General features: G+C 71.6%; 16 protein-coding genes and 1 pseudogene. 11 read left to right on the forward strand and 6 right to left on the reverse strand.

Annotated features, from left to right (window positions below):
- The 3 genes and pseudogenes from AB0305_RS20140 to AB0305_RS20150 form a co-directional block, all read left to right on the forward strand.
- Positions 1–286, forward strand: a pseudogene (locus tag AB0305_RS20140) (hypothetical protein); the annotation flags it as partial.
- A 91-nt stretch (positions 287–377) separates the two neighbouring features.
- On the forward strand, positions 378–1148 hold the full coding sequence (gene nth, locus AB0305_RS20145) for an endonuclease III (protein ID WP_364134673.1): 771 nt from the start codon (positions 378–380) through the stop codon (positions 1146–1148).
- A complete protein-coding gene (locus tag AB0305_RS20150) occupies positions 1145–1825 on the forward strand; it encodes a CoA pyrophosphatase (RefSeq protein WP_364133855.1) in 681 nt (226 codons plus the stop codon). Before nth ends, AB0305_RS20150 begins: the two co-directional genes overlap by 4 nt.
- Here AB0305_RS20150 and AB0305_RS20155 read toward each other — a convergent pair.
- Entirely contained in the window at positions 1822–2013 is a 192-nt protein-coding gene (locus AB0305_RS20155; protein ID WP_364133852.1) for a YegP family protein, read from the reverse strand. The genes AB0305_RS20150 and AB0305_RS20155 overlap by 4 nt on opposite strands.
- 181 nt (positions 2014–2194) lie before the next feature.
- Positions 2195–3904, reverse strand: coding sequence for a bifunctional 3'-5' exonuclease/DNA polymerase (locus AB0305_RS20160; RefSeq protein ID WP_364133850.1), 1710 nt, complete (start codon positions 3902–3904; stop codon positions 2195–2197).
- 133 nt (positions 3905–4037) lie between these two features.
- Here AB0305_RS20160 and ssd point away from each other — a divergent pair, with 133 nt between their 5' ends.
- The 7 genes from ssd to AB0305_RS20195 all read left to right on the forward strand — a co-directional run bounded on the left by ssd (position 4038) and on the right by AB0305_RS20195 (position 9557).
- Complete coding sequence (gene ssd / locus AB0305_RS20165) at positions 4038–5228, forward strand: septum site-determining protein Ssd (protein WP_364133848.1); 1191 nt, start codon at positions 4038–4040, stop codon at positions 5226–5228.
- A 23-nt stretch (positions 5229–5251) separates the two neighbouring features.
- Complete coding sequence (locus AB0305_RS20170) at positions 5252–6535, forward strand: TadA family conjugal transfer-associated ATPase (protein WP_364134670.1); 1284 nt, start codon at positions 5252–5254, stop codon at positions 6533–6535.
- A 215-nt stretch (positions 6536–6750) separates the two neighbouring features.
- Positions 6751–7455 carry a hypothetical protein gene (locus AB0305_RS20175; protein WP_364133845.1) on the forward strand — a complete coding sequence of 235 codons (705 nt, stop codon included), beginning with the start codon at positions 6751–6753 and terminating at the stop codon, positions 7453–7455.
- Positions 7452–8066: a type II secretion system F family protein gene (locus AB0305_RS20180; RefSeq protein ID WP_364133842.1), complete on the forward strand. Its 615-nt coding sequence runs from the start codon at positions 7452–7454 to the stop codon at positions 8064–8066. Before AB0305_RS20175 ends, AB0305_RS20180 begins: the two co-directional genes overlap by 4 nt.
- 134 nt (positions 8067–8200) lie before the next feature.
- Positions 8201–8500: a DUF4244 domain-containing protein gene (locus tag AB0305_RS20185; RefSeq protein WP_364133839.1), complete on the forward strand. Its 300-nt coding sequence runs from the start codon at positions 8201–8203 to the stop codon at positions 8498–8500.
- A 95-nt stretch (positions 8501–8595) separates the two neighbouring features.
- Positions 8596–9114 carry a TadE family type IV pilus minor pilin gene (locus AB0305_RS20190; RefSeq protein ID WP_366173818.1) on the forward strand — a complete coding sequence of 173 codons (519 nt, stop codon included), beginning with the start codon at positions 8596–8598 and terminating at the stop codon, positions 9112–9114.
- A gap of 68 nt (positions 9115–9182) precedes the next feature.
- Entirely contained in the window at positions 9183–9557 is a 375-nt protein-coding gene (locus AB0305_RS20195) for an Rv3654c family TadE-like protein (RefSeq protein ID WP_364133834.1), read from the forward strand.
- Between the two features lie 46 nt (positions 9558–9603).
- Here the strand turns inward: AB0305_RS20195 and AB0305_RS20200 are convergent, their stop codons facing one another.
- Positions 9604–12042: a DEAD/DEAH box helicase gene (locus AB0305_RS20200; RefSeq protein ID WP_364133831.1), complete on the reverse strand. Its 2439-nt coding sequence runs from the start codon at positions 12040–12042 to the stop codon at positions 9604–9606.
- A gap of 51 nt (positions 12043–12093) precedes the next feature.
- Entirely contained in the window at positions 12094–12786 is a 693-nt protein-coding gene (locus AB0305_RS20205) for a GNAT family N-acetyltransferase (protein ID WP_364133829.1), read from the reverse strand.
- A gap of 322 nt (positions 12787–13108) precedes the next feature.
- On the opposite strand from AB0305_RS20205, the gene AB0305_RS20210 reads away from it, so the two are divergent.
- A complete protein-coding gene (locus AB0305_RS20210; RefSeq protein WP_364133826.1) occupies positions 13109–14002 on the forward strand; it encodes a rhodanese-related sulfurtransferase in 894 nt (297 codons plus the stop codon).
- A gap of 90 nt (positions 14003–14092) precedes the next feature.
- Here AB0305_RS20210 and AB0305_RS20215 read toward each other — a convergent pair whose 3' ends face one another.
- Both AB0305_RS20215 and AB0305_RS20220 read right to left on the reverse strand, forming a co-directional pair.
- Positions 14093–14623 (reverse strand): hypothetical protein, encoded by a 531-nt coding sequence (locus tag AB0305_RS20215; protein ID WP_290256145.1) that lies wholly within the window; start codon positions 14621–14623, stop codon positions 14093–14095.
- A 75-nt stretch (positions 14624–14698) separates the two neighbouring features.
- Positions 14699–15691: a putative zinc-binding metallopeptidase gene (locus tag AB0305_RS20220; RefSeq protein ID WP_364133823.1), complete on the reverse strand. Its 993-nt coding sequence runs from the start codon at positions 15689–15691 to the stop codon at positions 14699–14701.
- Between the last annotated feature and the right edge of the window lie 87 nt (positions 15692–15778).

Below are 15778 nucleotides of genomic sequence, written 5' to 3' on the forward strand. Positions count from 1 at the left end.
GACCGCCCTCACGCCGCAGGTCCGCCAGCAGGAACCCATCGGTGCCACGGTCGACCCGGCCAGCCGTCCGGAGCAGGGAAGCGCCCAGCCCGCCTACGAGGCCTTCTGGTTCGCCGTCGCCCAGCCACGCACCGCCGTCGATGAGCGCACCGGGACCCCGTCCTTCGTGGTCGAGCCCGGCGGCTGGGTTCTGGCGCTCGAAGACCGCGGCCATGAATTCCTCGTCCAGCACACGGACGGACGCGTCGGAGTGCTCCGGGACCTCAGCAACATCGAGCGCGGCTAGACCCGCCGTGGCCAGCAGGGCGGGGAAGCAGACGGCGGCCGGGGCGGGCACCGGGGCGGCCGGTGTGCCCCGGGGTGCCTCCGGCGAGAGCATGCTGGCGCTCAAGCGCCGGGCCCGCCGCATCAACCGCGCGCTGGCCGAGCAGTACCCCTACGCCCACGCCGAACTGGACTTCCGCAGCCCGTTCGAACTCGTGGTCGCGACAGTGCTCTCCGCCCAGACCACGGACGTGACCGTTAACCAGATCACGCCGTTGCTCTTCGCCCGCTACCCGGACGCGCGCAGCCTGGCCGAGGCCGAACCGGCCGAACTGGAAGCGATCATCAAACCCACCGGATTCTTCCGGGCCAAGGCGCGGAGCCTGATGGCGCTGGGCACCAGGCTCGTCGACGAGTTCGACGGCGAGGTGCCCGGCCGGCTCGAGGACCTGGTGACGCTTCCCGGCGTCGGCCGGAAAACCGCCAACGTGGTCCTCGGAAACGCCTTCGGAATCCCCGGAATCACCGTGGATACGCACTTCGGCCGCCTGGCCCGCCGCTTCGGGTGGACCGACTCGGACGACCCCGTCAAGGTCGAATCCGACGTCGCCGAACTGTTCGAACCCCGGGACTGGACCATGCTCTCGCACCGCGTCGTCTTCCACGGCCGGCGCGTCTGCCACTCCCGCAAACCCGCATGCGGTGCCTGCGCCGTGGCCAACTGGTGCCCCAGCTACGGCGCCGGCGAAACGGATCCGGAGAAGGCCCGCAAACTCCTCAAGTATGAGCTGGCACCTGGTCAGGAGGAGCTGCTGGGGAAGCTGCTCGCCGAAACCCACCGGGCCGCGGAAATCCGGATGGAATCGCAGCGGAGGACGCCATGACGGCCCGGCAGGACCTGATCGACCTGGTAGCCGCCGTCGAGGCCGGAACCGCGCCGCCGCCGGACCCGCGCTGGCGCGAGCTCTCCGTGTCCGCGGGGGAGCGGGTGCGGCGCGCCGCGGTTTTGATGCTGTTCGGGTCCCTCGACGACGTCCCGGCCGCCTCCCTCAAACTGCTGGCCCCCGCCGACCTGGACGTCCTGCTGCTGCAGCGCGCCCAGACGCTGGATGACCACCCGGGCCAGGTGGCCTTCCCGGGCGGCGGCATCGACCCCGGCGAGACGGTGACGGAGGCCGCGCTCCGGGAGGCCGAGGAGGAGACCGGCCTGGATCCCGCCGGCGTCGAGGTCCTGGGCATCATGCCGGAGCTGGCCCTGCCGCGCGGGAACTTCCTGGTCACGCCGGTTCTGGGCTGGTGGGCTTCGCCGTCCCCGGTGCGCGTGGTGGACTACGGCGAGTCGTCGCAGGTGTTCCGGGTGCCGGTGCGGGACCTGCTGGATCCGGACAACCGGATCATGGCCACCGTCACCCGCGCCGGGCAGACGTTCAAGAGCCCCGCCTTCGCCGTCAATGGCGTGGTGGTCTGGGGATTCACCGGGATGATCCTGAACCAGCTCTTCGACCAGCTGGGCTGGTCCGTCCCGTGGGACCGGACCCGCCTGCACGGGGTGGACGCCTAAACAGGCGTCGCGGACTTGTCCACCACCAGTCCGGTGGCGGCATTTTCCCGCACCGCGGTGATCCCGGCGGCGGCTCCCCGCAGGCTGTTGTACAGCGGCGAAACGGCGACGACGGTGCCGTCCGGCGCAGTCAGCGTGAAGTAGTACGACTCGTTTCCTGCCGCCGCGATTTCGAATGTGCCAGCCACGTTGCTGTCCCCTCGTTTCCTGCCTGCATCACCAAGTGGTCCCTTCCGCGCGCCCGGCCGGAGGGCCGGGTGTCGACGGGGGACTTTGTGAACGTAACAAGGCCCCGACCGGCGCTGCAACGCTACCGCCGGGTACGTTACGCAGCGGGTCCCGGGGGAGCGGGGCGTTGGCGTGCGGGCGTTACTTGGCGTTGTCGTAGGAGTCGACGACGGCGACGCTCACCGGGAACTCGACCGGGATCGGACCGAACAACAGGTCCTTGGCCGCGGTAGCTGATTCCTCGATGGCACGGGTGCAGGCCTCGACGGCGTTGTCCGGGCAGTGCACCATAACCTCGTCGTGGAGGAAGAAAACCAGTTCCCCCACGGGACCGCCGACGGCGCGCAGGGTGCGCAGCCGCCGTCGTAGTTCCGCCAGCCAGCAGGCCGCCCAGTCCGCCGCCGAGCCTTGCACGACGAAGTTGCGGGTGAACCGGCCGCGGGAACGGGCCAGGGACTCGGCGCGGCGCTGCTCCTCCGCGGAGGCGGAGCGCTGGCTGCGCAGCCACCGCTCGGACGGCGGCGGGCTGCTGCGGCCAAGGCGCGTGGTCACGGTCCGGCCCGCCTCGCCGTCGCGGGCGGCCTGTTCGACGAACCCCACCGCCTGCGGGTAGGTCCTGGCCAGCTGCGGCATCAGCCGTCCCGATTCGCCCGAGGTGGCCCCGTAGATCGCGCCCAGCAGGGCCACTTTCGCCTTGGCCCGGTCGCCGCCGAACCCCTGCGCCGCGATGCCCGCGTAGAGGTCCTTGTCCCGCGCGGCGTCGGCCATCCGGGCGTCCTGGGCGAGCGCCACCAGTACTCGCGGTTCCAGCTGGGAGGCGTCCGCGACGATCAGTTTATGGCCGGGGTCGGCGTGGACGGCGCCGCGGATCTGCCGCGGGATCTGCAGCGCTCCGCCGCCGCGCGAGGCCCAGCGCCCGGATACGACGCCGCCCACGACATACTCGGGCCGGAAGCGGCTGCCGGAGACCCAGGCGTCCAGCCAGGCCCAGCCGTTCGCCGTGTACAGCCGGGCCAGCTTCTTGTATTCCAGCAGGGGCCCGATCGCCGGGTGCTTCGCCTCCTTCAATTCCCATTGCCGGGTGCTCTTGACCTCGATGCCGTTGCGGTGAAGGGCCCGCATGAGGTCCTGCGGAGAGTCCGGGTTCAGGGCGGGCGACTGCAGGAGGGTGCGCAGTTCGACGGTCAGGGCCTCGAGCTTGGCCGGCCGGTGTCCCGGGGCGGGACGGGGCCCCAGGAAGTCAGCGAGGATCTGTTCGTGCAATTCCTCGCGCCAGGGCACCCCCGCGTGCTGCATTTCCGCGGCGATCATCGCGGCGGCGGATTCGGCCGCGAGGAGGAGCTGCAGGCGCTGTTTCTGCCGGTCGCCGCGGTCCGGGGCACCGGCCAGGGCTTCCTGCTGGGCGGCGTATTCGATTCGAAGCTGCTCGGGGGAATGCCGGGGCGAGGCGGCGGGCAGCAGATCATCGAAGAGGGCGCCCTGATCCGCCGGCGGGGGCGGAGGTTGCAGCATCCGGGGCGGCTGCTGCTCGTCCCCATCCTGGGTAAGTTTTTCGGCCGCGCGCGCATAGGGCGTCCCGGCGGTGAATTCGGCGTGGGCGAGGATGGCCCCGCACAGGGTCAGGTCGTAGCAGCGTTCGACGTCGACGCCGGCGGCCAGCAGCGACGGGTACCAGTCTTGGGTGCGGAGCCAGATCCAGCGGGGCCGCTGCCGTTCCAGGGTGCGGACGACGCCGGGCAGGTCGGCGGCGGGCACCACGCGGATGTCGGGCGCGGCGGGATCCGGGGCGCCGTCCGGGGTGAGGCGTTGGAGGGCTGCGCCGTCGGGGTGGGCGGCGAGCAGCACATGCATGGGATCAATTCTGCCCTGTGGTCGGGCCCCGTCCGGTCACGGCGGTGTGGCCAGTTCTCCACATAGCACCCGGTTGTCCACATAAGAGCGTCCGCGGCTCACCTTCCGTCGCGCTGGTGGGGATGGTGGACCCATGAACAGGCATGAGCTGAGGAGTGTCCCTCCGGAACGGCCGACGGCCGGGGTGCCGCTTCCCGGCCCGCCGTGGCAGGGCACCGGCGCCGGCGGCCGGAGGGCGGGTCCGGGGGAGCCCCGGTGGCTGCCGGACGCCCAAGAGGTCGGCGGCGCCGCCGAAACGTTGCTGGTGACCGCGTCCGAGCCGCTGCGCCTGGAGATCGAGCGCATCGTGGCGGTTACCGGGCGGCAGCTGACCTGCGTCGCCGGCGTCGAGGAGGCAGCGGTCTACTGGGCCGTGGCCGGAGCCGTATTGGTGGGCGGTGACATCACGGAGCTGCCCTACCGGCGGCGCGCACCCGCCGTCGTCGTTGGATTGAGCGGTGACGGTGACGGGCTCTGGCGCCTGGCCGCCGCCGTGGGAGCCGAACGCGTCGCGGTGCTCCCCGAGGGCGGCCCGTGGCTGGCCGAATACCTCAGCCGTTCCGGGAGCGAAGAGCCGGGCGGTCACGTCCTCGGCATCGTCGGCGGATGCGGAGGCGCTGGCGCGACCACGACGGCGGTCTGGCTGGCCCAGGAAGCCGCTCGCCAGGGCGTCCGGGTACTGCTGGTCGACGGCGACCCCTGGGGCGGTGGTCTGGAGCTGGCGCTGGCCGCCGAGGAGGAACCCGGCCTCCGCTGGCCCGACCTCACGGATGCCAGCGGGAGTATCGACCCGGCCACGCTGCACAGCGCCCTGCCGGTCATTGGGGGTTTCTCCTTCCTGTCGTGGCCCGGGAACCGGCAACCGGGCCCGGCGCTCGGTCCCGCCGCGGCGGCGGTGGTGCTGGACGCGGCCCGGCGCGGCTATGAGCTCGTGGTGGTGGATACCGGCCGCGGACGGGAGGCGCTGCGGGCGTTTGGTTGGGAGTGCGACAGGCTCCTCGTCGTTCTGCCGGCCCAGCTGCGCGCCGCCGTGGCCGCGGCCCGGCTCGTTCCCGAGCTGCCGCCGGTGGAGACCTCCCTGGTGGTCCGCAACCGTCCCGGCGTCGCCGTCGACGAGCAGCTGCTGGCGGAATGCGTCGGGCTGCCGGTGGCGGGCGTGTTGCCCGAAATCCGCGGGATCGCCGCCGCCACCGAGCTCGGCCGGCTGTTGGAGACCGGGAACCGGCGCAGCGTGCAGCGGTTTGCCGCGGCGGCCCTGGATGCTGCGAGCGCGGCGGTCCCGTGAGCGCCCACGCCGCGGCTGGTCCGGTGGACGCGCCAAGCCTTGGACAACGGCGGCAGCGGGAGGTCAGCCCCGGCCCCGATGCGGGGCTGCTCGAGGCCGTCCGGACCTCGGTCCTGGCCGACGCCGGACCGGTCACCGCTTCCCGGGTGGCGGCCGCCGTTCAGGCGAGCGGACGGTTGCTGGGCACCGCCGGCTCGTTGGCCGCCGTGGAAACCATCAGCGCGGAGCTGACCGGGCTCGGCCCGCTGCAACCGCTGGTGAGGGACCCGCTGGTGACCGACATCTTCGTGAACGGGCCGACCTCCGTCTGGTTGGACCGCGGCCGGGGCCTGGAACGCGCACCGGTGACCTTCACTGGCGAGGCACAGGTCCGTGCGCTGGCGGCGCGGCTGGTGGCTGCCGGCGGGCGACGGCTCGATGACAGTTCCCCGTGCGTCGACGTCCGGCTGGAGGGTGGATTCCGGGTGCACGCGGTTTTGCCGCCCATTTCCACCGCCGGAACGCTGCTCAGTGTGCGGATCCGCCGCGCGACTGTCTTCTCCCTCGACGAACTGGGGCGGGCCGGCATGTTCGGGCCGCTGCTGCGGACCGTGCTGGAGCGGATCGTGGAGCGGAGGCTTAGCTTCCTGATCAGCGGCGCCACGGGCTCCGGGAAAACGACGCTGCTGGCCACTCTCTTGGGGCTCTGCAGCCCCCGGGAGCGGCTGGTGCTCATCGAGGACGCCGCGGAACTCAACCCGGTGCATCCGCACGTCGTGTGCCTGGAGTCGCGGCATACCAACATTGAGGGCGGCGGTGCCGTGGACCTGGGCGAACTGGTCCGGCAGGCGTTGCGGATGAGGCCCGACCGGCTCATCGTCGGAGAGTGCCGCGGGGCGGAGGTCCGGGAGTTGCTCACCGCCATGAACACCGGCCACACGGGAGCCGGCGGCACCATCCACGCGAATACCGCCGCTGCCGTGCCGGCCAGGATCACGGCGCTCGGGGCGCTCGCCGGACTCGGCCCGGACGCCGTCCGACTGCAGGCCGCCAGTGCCCTCGATGCGGTGGTGCACCTGGAACGGACCCGTCACGGACGGCAGGTGGCATCGGTGGGGCTGATGCGGGACGACGGTTCCGGACTCGTGGTGGCCACCGCCCTGGAATCGGCCGACGGCGCCGTGCGGGGCGGCCCGGCCTGGCCGGCGTTGGCCGCCCGGCTCGGGCTGCCGGTCACGGCGGTCACCGGCCCCTTGCCGCTGGAAGTTCCTGATGAGGGTGCGGAGGTCCAGGAGCCGGGGTTCTTCCTGCCCGGAACGACGCCGTGACTGTGTTGCTGGGTGTGGCCTTGGCGCTAGCCGTCGGGGTCCTGAGTGGTTCCGTCCGCCCGTCCCGGCGGCGGATGCGTGTGGCGCTCGCCGATCCATCGGCGCCGCCGGGACCGGGGCATCGACCGACTGTGCCCGGTACGGATAGTGGCCCGGTCCGGAACGCCCTTCGGCTCCTTCATCGGCGGCGGGACGCCGGTGCCGAGGAGGCCTCCATGACCGTCCTGGTGCAGCAACTATCCGCCCTGCTCAAGGGTGGGCGGTCCGTCGGGCGTGTCTGGGACGAGCTCTGGCTCCTGCACGGGGCACGGTATGACGACGCCGGCTCGGGGGCAGACCACGCGCCCGTTCCGACGGCCCCTCATCCTGGCCCCGCACCCGGCCGCCGGGTGCGCCCGCTGACCGGAGGCCGACCGGGGATGCCCACGCTGAGCGCCGGATCGCTGAAGCTTCTGTCCGCAGCCCGGGCCGCGGCCGGACAAGGGGCTCCCATTGGCGGGGCCATCCGCCGACGGCTGGCCCGCGAGGAGGGAACCGCGGCGGGCCACCGGCAACCGGCGGGACAGTCTGCGGAGCGGGGCGTCTGGCTGGAACTGGCCGCCTGCTTCGACATTGCCGAAGCCAGCGGATGCCCACTGTCAGACATCCTGACCCGCTACGCCGCACACCTCGAAGCCGGCGACGACGCTGCCGGCGCCCGGCGGACCGCGCTGGCCGGTCCCAAGGCAACCGCTGCCATCCTGACGTGGCTGCCTTTTGCAGGCCTCGCACTCGCCATGCTGCTCGGAGTCGACGCGGCAGGGATATTGCTCGGAACTCCGCTCGGCCTGCTCTGCCTGGCGGCCGGTGCCGGCCTCGCAGCGGCCGGAAGGATCTGGTCGGGCCGCTTGGTCCGCTCCGCCGAGGGGCACCGCTGGTGACCGCGCCCGCCGGGAGCCTTGGCGTAGCCCTGTTGCTCGCCGTGGCCGCCACGGTCCTGCTCCTGGACCGGGCGATGCTGCCGCGGCGGTGGCTTTCCCAGGCGCGGCACGGAGCCGTGGGAGATCCGCTGTGCGGCCGTGATCCGGCCGGCGGAAAGCCTCCGGAACCGACTGGGGGCCTGCGGGATCCCGCCATGATGATGGAGTTGATCGGGGCCATGCTCGACGCCGGTGCCGGCCTCGGCCGGTCCCTGGAGCTTCTGGCCGGCCGAGCCGACCCCGAGTTACGCGTCCATCTGCGGCCGGTGGCTGCGGCTCTGGCCCTCGGTGCCGACTGGGACACGGCCTGGCGGGGTGCGCCGGGGCTTCCGGCCGAGCTGGAGGCCCTGCGGGAGGCGTTGCGTTTCGCGGCAGTCACCGGGGCGCCGTCGTCGGCCATGCTGTACGCGCAGGCAGCCCGGCTGCGCCGGCAGCAGTTCAGGGCCGCGGAGCGCCGCGCAGCCGCCCTCGGCGTGCGGTTGGTGGTGCCGCTGGGTCTGTGCTCCCTCCCGGCCTTCGTCTGCCTGGGCATCGTTCCGGTACTGCTGGGCATGCTTCCCTCGGGTCCCTGAAGCAGGCACCGGGCGACAGTTCCTCCACAGCCTGAGTTATCCACTTGGCCGCACGCCGGCCTGTCGAGGGGTCACCGCGGCGGGGAGATTGGAAGCAGCCGGCCGATGCGCCGGACAACTCGAGAGGACTATCCATGAGCTTCCATCCACAGATCCCCGCAGCCCCGGAGGACGCCTCCGCAGATTCAGCGTCGGCCGAGGTCCGGGAAATCTATCCCGGCGCACGGCAGGCCACTCCCGTCCGGAGCGTCTCGCCTCGCCGCAGGCGGACAAGCATCTGGCGCGGTTCCGAGGCAGGAATGGCGACCGCGGAGTACGCGATCGCGACCTTGGCCGCCGTCGGCTTCGCCGGACTTCTGGTCCTGATCATGCGCAGCGACGAGGTGCGCGGATTCCTGCTCAACGTGATCCGGACCGCGCTGGCCCTGCCATGACCCTCTGGCCGGACGGCCGGGCCCCGACGGGTCGGAGCGTGCCTGCACCGCCGGGACGTCATGGTCCAGCCGCTGCTCCCGGCGAACGTGGCGCCGTGACGGCCGAATTCGCCGTCGCGTTGCCGGCAGTGCTGCTGGTGCTGGGGCTGCTTTTGACCGGGGCCGCAGCGGGACTGACGCAACTGAGGCTGGAGGAGGCCGCGAGGGCCGGTGCCCGGGCGTTGGCCCGCGGCGAGGACCAGGCGTCCGTGTCCGCCGTGGTCCGCCAGGTGGCCGGAGACTCGGCGAGCGCGGCGGTGGCCTCCGACGGCGGGTGGCTCAGCGTCACGGTGACCGGACCGGTCCGGGGCGCCGCGGGCCGGCTAGCGCCGTGGCCATTGACGGCCCGAGCCTCGGCCCGCCAGGAGACCGGCGACGATGCGGCACTATGGACACCGACGGCCGGGCATCCGCCTGGCACCGCGATCAGCCCCACGGCTCCCTGGCCGCTCACGGCGGCGAGGCCTGCCCTGTCCGATCTGCGTGGCCGGTGGGTTTCGTGTCGGGGATGCGCATCCGGGGTTCCGAAGGCATCGTCGGTGCTGTCCGCCGTGATGGGCCGGTGGGCATCGTGACGGAGGCGCGCGCCCGGGATTCCGAAGGGCACGGTCGCTCTGTCCTCCGTGTCAGGCCGGTGGTGGCCGTGACGGAGAGGCACATCCTGGGGTCCGAGCGGGGCTCCGGTACCGTGCTGGCCCTCGCTTTGGTGTTCGTGCTGCTGGTGGCAGGGGCTGCAGTGGGGCTGGTCGCCCAGGCGGGGGTCCTCGCCTCGCGGGCCGCCGCCGCGGCGGACCTCGCCGCCCTCGCGGCCGCCGATGCCGCCCGCGGACTGGCGCCGGGGGAGCCCTGCGCCGTCGCCGCGGAGGTCGCCGCCCGGAACGACGCCCGGATCAGCTCCTGCAGCATCGAGGGCGGGGACACGGTCCAGGTCGGCACCGAACTCTTCACCCGGTCACCGTTCGGGACCGCGACCGGCCTGGCCCGCGCGGGTCCTCCCGCCGGGGAACGCACCCCATGAAGCACCAGCGGCGCCTGGGCCGCCCGGCCCTGGAACCAGTCGGTTGCTACTGAACGGCCGGTGCCTGCGGGGCTCCGTCCAGATCCGCCGGAGGGGTGCTGCCCCCGGTATCGGGGGCCATCTGGTCGGTGGCGTCCGCCAGCAGCATGCCGAGCAGGCGAACGGCGCCGTCCTTGTCGAGCGGGTTGTTCTTGTTGCCGCACTTGGGCGACTGAACGCAGGACGGGCATCCGGACTCGCATTCGCAGGCCTCGATCGCATCCTTGGTGGCGGTGAGCCAGACGCGGGCCTTCTCGTAGCCGCGTTCGGCGAAGCCGGCTCCGCCCGGGTGGCCGTCGTAGACGAAGATCGTCGGCACTCCGGTGTCGGCATGGATCGCAGTGGAGACCCCGCCGATATCCCACCGGTCGCTGGAAGCCACCAGCGGCAGCAGCCCGATGGCCGCGTGCTCCGCAGCATGCAGCGACCCAGGGAACTGCGGCTCGATGAGCCCGGCCCCGGTCAGGGAGCGGTTGTCCATAACAAACCAGACCGCCTTGGTGAACAGGTCCCGGGCCCCGAGTTCCAGCGGTTCCTCGCCGAGCACCTCATTCGAGATCAGGGCCTTCCGTTGAAAGGAGACCACCTGTGTCGTCACCTTCACATCGCCGAAATGCACCTCGACATCTCCCCAGCGTGTGGTTCGCTGGGTCTCCAGCACCTCGATCTGGGTTATGTCCCGGGCCGTCGTGTAGTAGTCGGGGTTGGCCCGGCGCACCACCACGCAGTGCTCGGCCTCATTCAGGTCCTCGACGACGTAGCTCTCGCCTTGATGGACGTACACCGCCCCTGTGTGCGCCTGGTAGTGCGTCTGCGGCGAATCCATGGTGCCCAGGAGCGAGCCGGTGTCGGCATCAACGATGCTCACAGGTCCGCCGCCGTCGGCCCGCAGGTTCACCATGGCGGCTGCGCTCTGCGGGTGGGTCCAGAACCAGCCGGCGGGACGTTTCCGGAGATAACCCTGTGCCACCAAGCGGTCCAGGAGCCCCTCCGCCGTCGGTCCGAAGAGCGGGACCTCCGCCGGTCCGAGCGGCAGCTCGGCGGCGGCGGCGCACAAATGCGGGCCCAGGACGTAGGGGTTCGACGGGTCGAAGACGGTGGCCTCAACGGAGACGTCAAAGATCGCCTCCGGGTGGTTCACCAGGTAGGTATCAAGCGGGTCATCGCTGGCCACGAACGCGGCGACGGCATCCTGGCCGGCGCGGCCCGCCCTGCCGATCTGCTGGAACAGCGACGCCCTGGTCCCGGGCCAGCCCGCCACCAGGACGGCATCCAGGCCTGAGATGTCGATGCCGAGCTCCAGGGCGGATGTGCTCGAGACGCCCAGCAGCTCGCCGGACCTGAGCGACTGCTCGAGGGCGCGCCGCTCCTCCGGAAGGTACCCGGAGCGGTAGGCAGCCACGCGCTGCGGAAGGCTGGGATCGACCTCGTCGAGAAGGCGTCTCGTGATGGAGGCGATAGTTTCGGCACCGCGCCGGGACTTGATGAACGCGATCGTCCTGATCCGCGAGGAGACCAGGTTCGCCAGGAGGTCGGAGGTTTCAGCCACGGCGGTCCGCCGTGCCGGGGCCCCGTTCTCGCCGCGCTGTTCCGTCAGCGCCGGTTCCCAGAACGCCACCGTGGTCGCCCCGTGCGGCGAGCAGTCCTCGGCGACCGCTTCGACCGGCGCACCGATCAGCCGGCCGAACGAGGTCCCGGGGTCCGAGGCGGTGGCGGATGCGGCGATGAAGACCGGCCAGGACTGGCCCGTGCCGGCCCCGGCCTCCGCTCCGGAGTTGTAGTAGGCGCAGATCCGGCGGAGCCTGCGCATCAGGTTGGCGACGTGGGAGCCGAAGACCCCGCGGTAGCTGTGCGCCTCGTCCACGATCACGTAGCGGAGGCGGCGGAAGAACCGCGCCCACCAGGCGTGGTTGGGGAGGATACCGAAGTGCAGCATGTCCGGGTTGGCCAGGATCACGTTCGCGTGGTCCCGGATCCAGCGGCGGGAGGACGGGTCCGTGTCCCCGTCATAGGTCTCGGCCCGGACGGTGGAGAGCCCCAGCGACCGGATGGCGGCCAGCTGGTCCGCGGCGAGCGCCTTCGTGGGGGAGAGGTAGAGGGCGACGGCGCCGTCGTCGTGGATCTTTCCGGGGTCCGCGCGCACCCGCAGCTCGGACCGGTGCACGGCGTCGAGGGCGGGGAGCTGGTACGCCAGCGACTTCCCGGAGGCGGTGCCGGTGGCGATCACCACGTGCCGGCCCCCGTGGGCGAGGTCGGCGGCCCGCACCTGGTGCCGGTAGGGCTCGTGGATGCCGAGACGGCCGTAGGCCTCCACCAGATCCGGGTGCGTCCACGCCGGCCACGGCTCGTTGACGGCCTCGCGGGCGGGGATGGTCCGCACGTGCCGGAGCTGTTCCGGGTCCGCGCCGCGGCCCAGCAGCGGGATCAGGGACTCGTGCGGATTCACTCCAACATTGTTTCACCCGGGCTCAAATCGGGTCCCGGGCTCACAAGGGGCTCACCCCACCGAGAGGTCGGCCCCTTCGTTGGACGAGGAGAGCATCAGGACATGGCAGACCGTCGTCCACCCCAGATGCGAGTAGAGCTGCTGGCCGTCCAGGGACGCCAACAGCAGCCCGGCCTCGACGTCATGCTCAAACGCCTGCGCGGCGAGGGCCCGCATCACGAAGCTGCCCAGGCCGCGGCGTTGAAAACCGGGTTCGGTCACGATCTTGTCGAAGACGGCGGTGTGGTCGGCGACGAACACGCGCCCGCTGGCCGCGACCCGGTCACCGGCGTAGACGACGGCGTGGTGGACACCGCCCTCCGTCGAGGGAACCCAGCGGAGGTCGTCGTCGGGCAGCCACGGGTCCTCGGCGTCCTGGGTTTCCATGTCCACGACCATCATGGTTTGGGACTGGGAGGTGACGTTCAGCCCGTGCCGGGCGGCCAGCCCGGCGTAACGGTCCACGTCGTTGGTGAGGATGGTGAGGATCCGGGCCGGCGCCTCGGCAGTCCTGGCGGCCAGGGCGGAGAACTCGTTGTCGGAGGGATCGTGCGCGAAAAACTCCCAGTCCCCGGTCGAGTCCGCGCGGAGGACCGAGGGAAAACGGCCCTCCCGTCCGGTCTCGTAGCTACGGCATCCGGCCCAGCCGGCGACCCAGACCTCCAGGAGGTGGGTGGTGTCTTCAACCATCGCGTCCAGACTCATGGGATGAGAGTATTCCAGCCCCGCCGCCAGCAACAGGGTCCGGCCGGGGAGCGGGTGCTTGCTTACGCAATTGTGACCCGGGTGTCGGTCCGGCGCCGCGGCCGCCCCGGTCCCGGGCGTCCTGCCACGCGGATGGGGCTCGCTAATCGAGTGGGTCCCGGACCCCCTCCCACGTTGGCCGGGCGCACCTGCCGCCCTCATCACAGGACCCCGTGATGAGGGTCCCGGCCCCGCACTACGAGGGCCGCGGGCCACTGTCACGAGGTGCGTGGACCACGCCCGGCAGGGTGGCCGCACTGCAAAGCCCAGTACGCTTAAAGGCGTGGCTTTGAACAAAATCGTCCTCTTTTACGGCTTCACCCCGGTGCTCGACCCCGAAGCGGTGCGCCTCTGGCAGCGCGCCCTCTGCGAAAAACACGGACTCACCGGCCGCATCCTGATCTCCAAGGACGGCATCAACGCCACCGTCGGCGGCGAGATCGGGGCGGTCAAGCAGTACGTCAAGGCCACCCGCGAATATCCGGGCTTCCGCGGCATCGACGTGAAGTGGTCCGACGGCGGCGCCGAGGACTTCCCCCGGCTCAGCGTCAAGGTCCGGGACGAGATCGTCTCCTTCGGCGCGCCCGGGGAGCTCACGGTGAACGAGGACGGCGTCGTCGGCGGCGGCACGCACCTGGCCCCTGAGGAACTGCACACCCTCGTGGAGGCGAAGAGACAGGCCGGCGAGAACGTGGTCTTTTTCGACGGCCGGAACGGCTTCGAGGCGGAGATCGGCCGTTTCAAGGACGCGGTGGTCCCCGACGTCGCGACCACCCACGACTTCATCCGCGAACTGGATTCCGGCAAGTACGACGCGCTCAAGGACAAGCCCGTGGTCACCTACTGCACGGGCGGGATCCGCTGCGAGGTGCTCTCCAGCCTGATGGTCAACCGCGGCTTCAAGGAGGTCTACCAACTCGACGGCGGGATCGTCCGCTACGGGGAGGCTTTCAAGGACCGCGGCCTCTGGGAAGGCTCGCTCTACGTCTTCGACAAGCGCATGCACCTGGAATTCAGCGACGAGGCGAAGACCATCGGCCGCTGCGCCCGTTGCGAGGCGCCCACCAGCAAGTTCGAAAACTGCTCCAACCCCAGCTGCCGCACGCTGACCCTGTACTGCGCGGACTGCGCCTCGGACCCGGCCACCCTGCGCTGCCCGGACGGCTGCCCCGCCTGACCGCGGGCCCGCGAAGACGCGACGCCGACGCCGACGCCGACGCGACGCCGACGCCGACGCGACGCCGGCGACCGCACCACTAAGCAGGCGTCACAACCGCCCCACCCGGTAGGCGAAATTGGCCGGGGCAAGCGCCTCGACCTTGACCGTCAGGACTGAGTCAGCGGCCAGCTGCACCACGGTGACCCGGGAGGAGCCGCAGCGCAGGCTCAGGTCCACCAGCGCGCTCTCCTTGTCGCTGATGGTGAAGGCCACCCGGCGGGTGCTCCGGCACGCCAGCGACAGGGCGTAGGTTCCGGCCGGGAGCCGCTCGGTGGCCTCGGTGCGGTCCGCCCCGGCGTCGAGCAGCCCGGCCCGGGACTGGAAGATCTGCGCGGTGGTGGCCGGCAGGATTTCCCGGGCCCACTGCTCAAGCTCCGCCCCCATCACCGGGCGGTTCAACGCCGGGTCACGGCTGATCGCGCCGCCGGTGGGCGTCACGGGGCCGGTCGCCGTCGTCCGGCTGCCATCGTCGTACTGGTACTCGCAGCCGCTCAGCCCGCAGGCCAGGGCCGCGGCGAGAGCGACGGCGGCGGGGCGGCCACGCGGGCGCCGCTGCGTCGGGGCCGGCGCGGTGGGCATAATCCGACTCTAAGCCCGTGGAACGCCCGGCGGCCAGAGCGCGGACGCCACCCGGAAGAACGCGCCCGGAGGCCCTTACCGGGACGCCGCCGCGGAGCACACCCCGGCGATGAACTCCAGTTTCTCCAGCACCGTCGGTGACAGCACAAACGGGTACAGGTCCTCCTCGCCCATGCTCCGGTTGATTTGGTTTAGGGCGATTGCGAGCGGCAACCACTCGATGTCCACCGTTTCCCGGAAGGACCTGCCGTCGGCCGCGGGGATGAGTCCGTATTCGCGGGCGGTGTCCAGGGTGTCGCTGATGTGCAGATAGTGCGCGAAGGTCTCGGCGAAATCCTCGTAGGGGTGCATGGTGGCGTAGCGGGAGATGAACCGTTCGTTCCACTCCTTTGGTGCGCCCTCGCTGTAGTGCCGGTCGATGGCGGCCTGGTAGTCCTCGGTGTCGTCGCCGAACAGCCGCCGGGCCGCCGCGGTGGTGTCCCGGTCGGCGAAGACCAGCACGGTCTCGAAGTAATGGCCCACCTCGTGCCTGAAGTGGCCCAGCAGGGTCCGGTACGGCTCGTCGAGTTCGTTGCGCATCCGTTCGCGGTAGCCGTCGTCGCTTTCGGCCAGGTTGATGGTGATGACGCCGTCGGCGTGGCCGGTCACCACGTGCTCGTGGGCGCTGGAGAGCAGGTCGAAGGCCAGGCCACCGTCGGGATCATCGCTCCGGGGCACGATCGGCAGCCCCAGGGCGTCGAGTTCGGCCACCAGCTGGCGTTTGGACCGCTCCGCCTTAACGAACTGCGTGAGGCCCTTCGCGTCGTCGTCGTTGGGCCGGGTGCGGGTGAGTCCGCAGCTGAAGCACTCACCGCCGCGCTCTGCGGCGAGCCAGGTGCAGGCCGCCAGCCCGGCGTGGGCGCACGGGAACCAGTGGGTGCCGGCGTCGTCCCGGTATTCGCCCGCCGCGTCGACGGCGACGACGGCGCCGCGGGGCCGGAAGTAGGCCAGCCGGGCGCCGCAGTGCAGGCACTCCTGGTTCTCGACGTACACGGCCGAGCCGCAGGAATCACAGGAGTGTCGTTTCACCTCCCGATCCTACGCTCCGGACCGGGGCCAGGTGGTCGGGGGCCCGCGGCCCGGGGCCCGCAGTCCGGGGCCCGCGCCCCCGGGCCC

The sequence above is a fragment of the Arthrobacter sp. NPDC080086 genome (genome assembly GCF_040702285.1).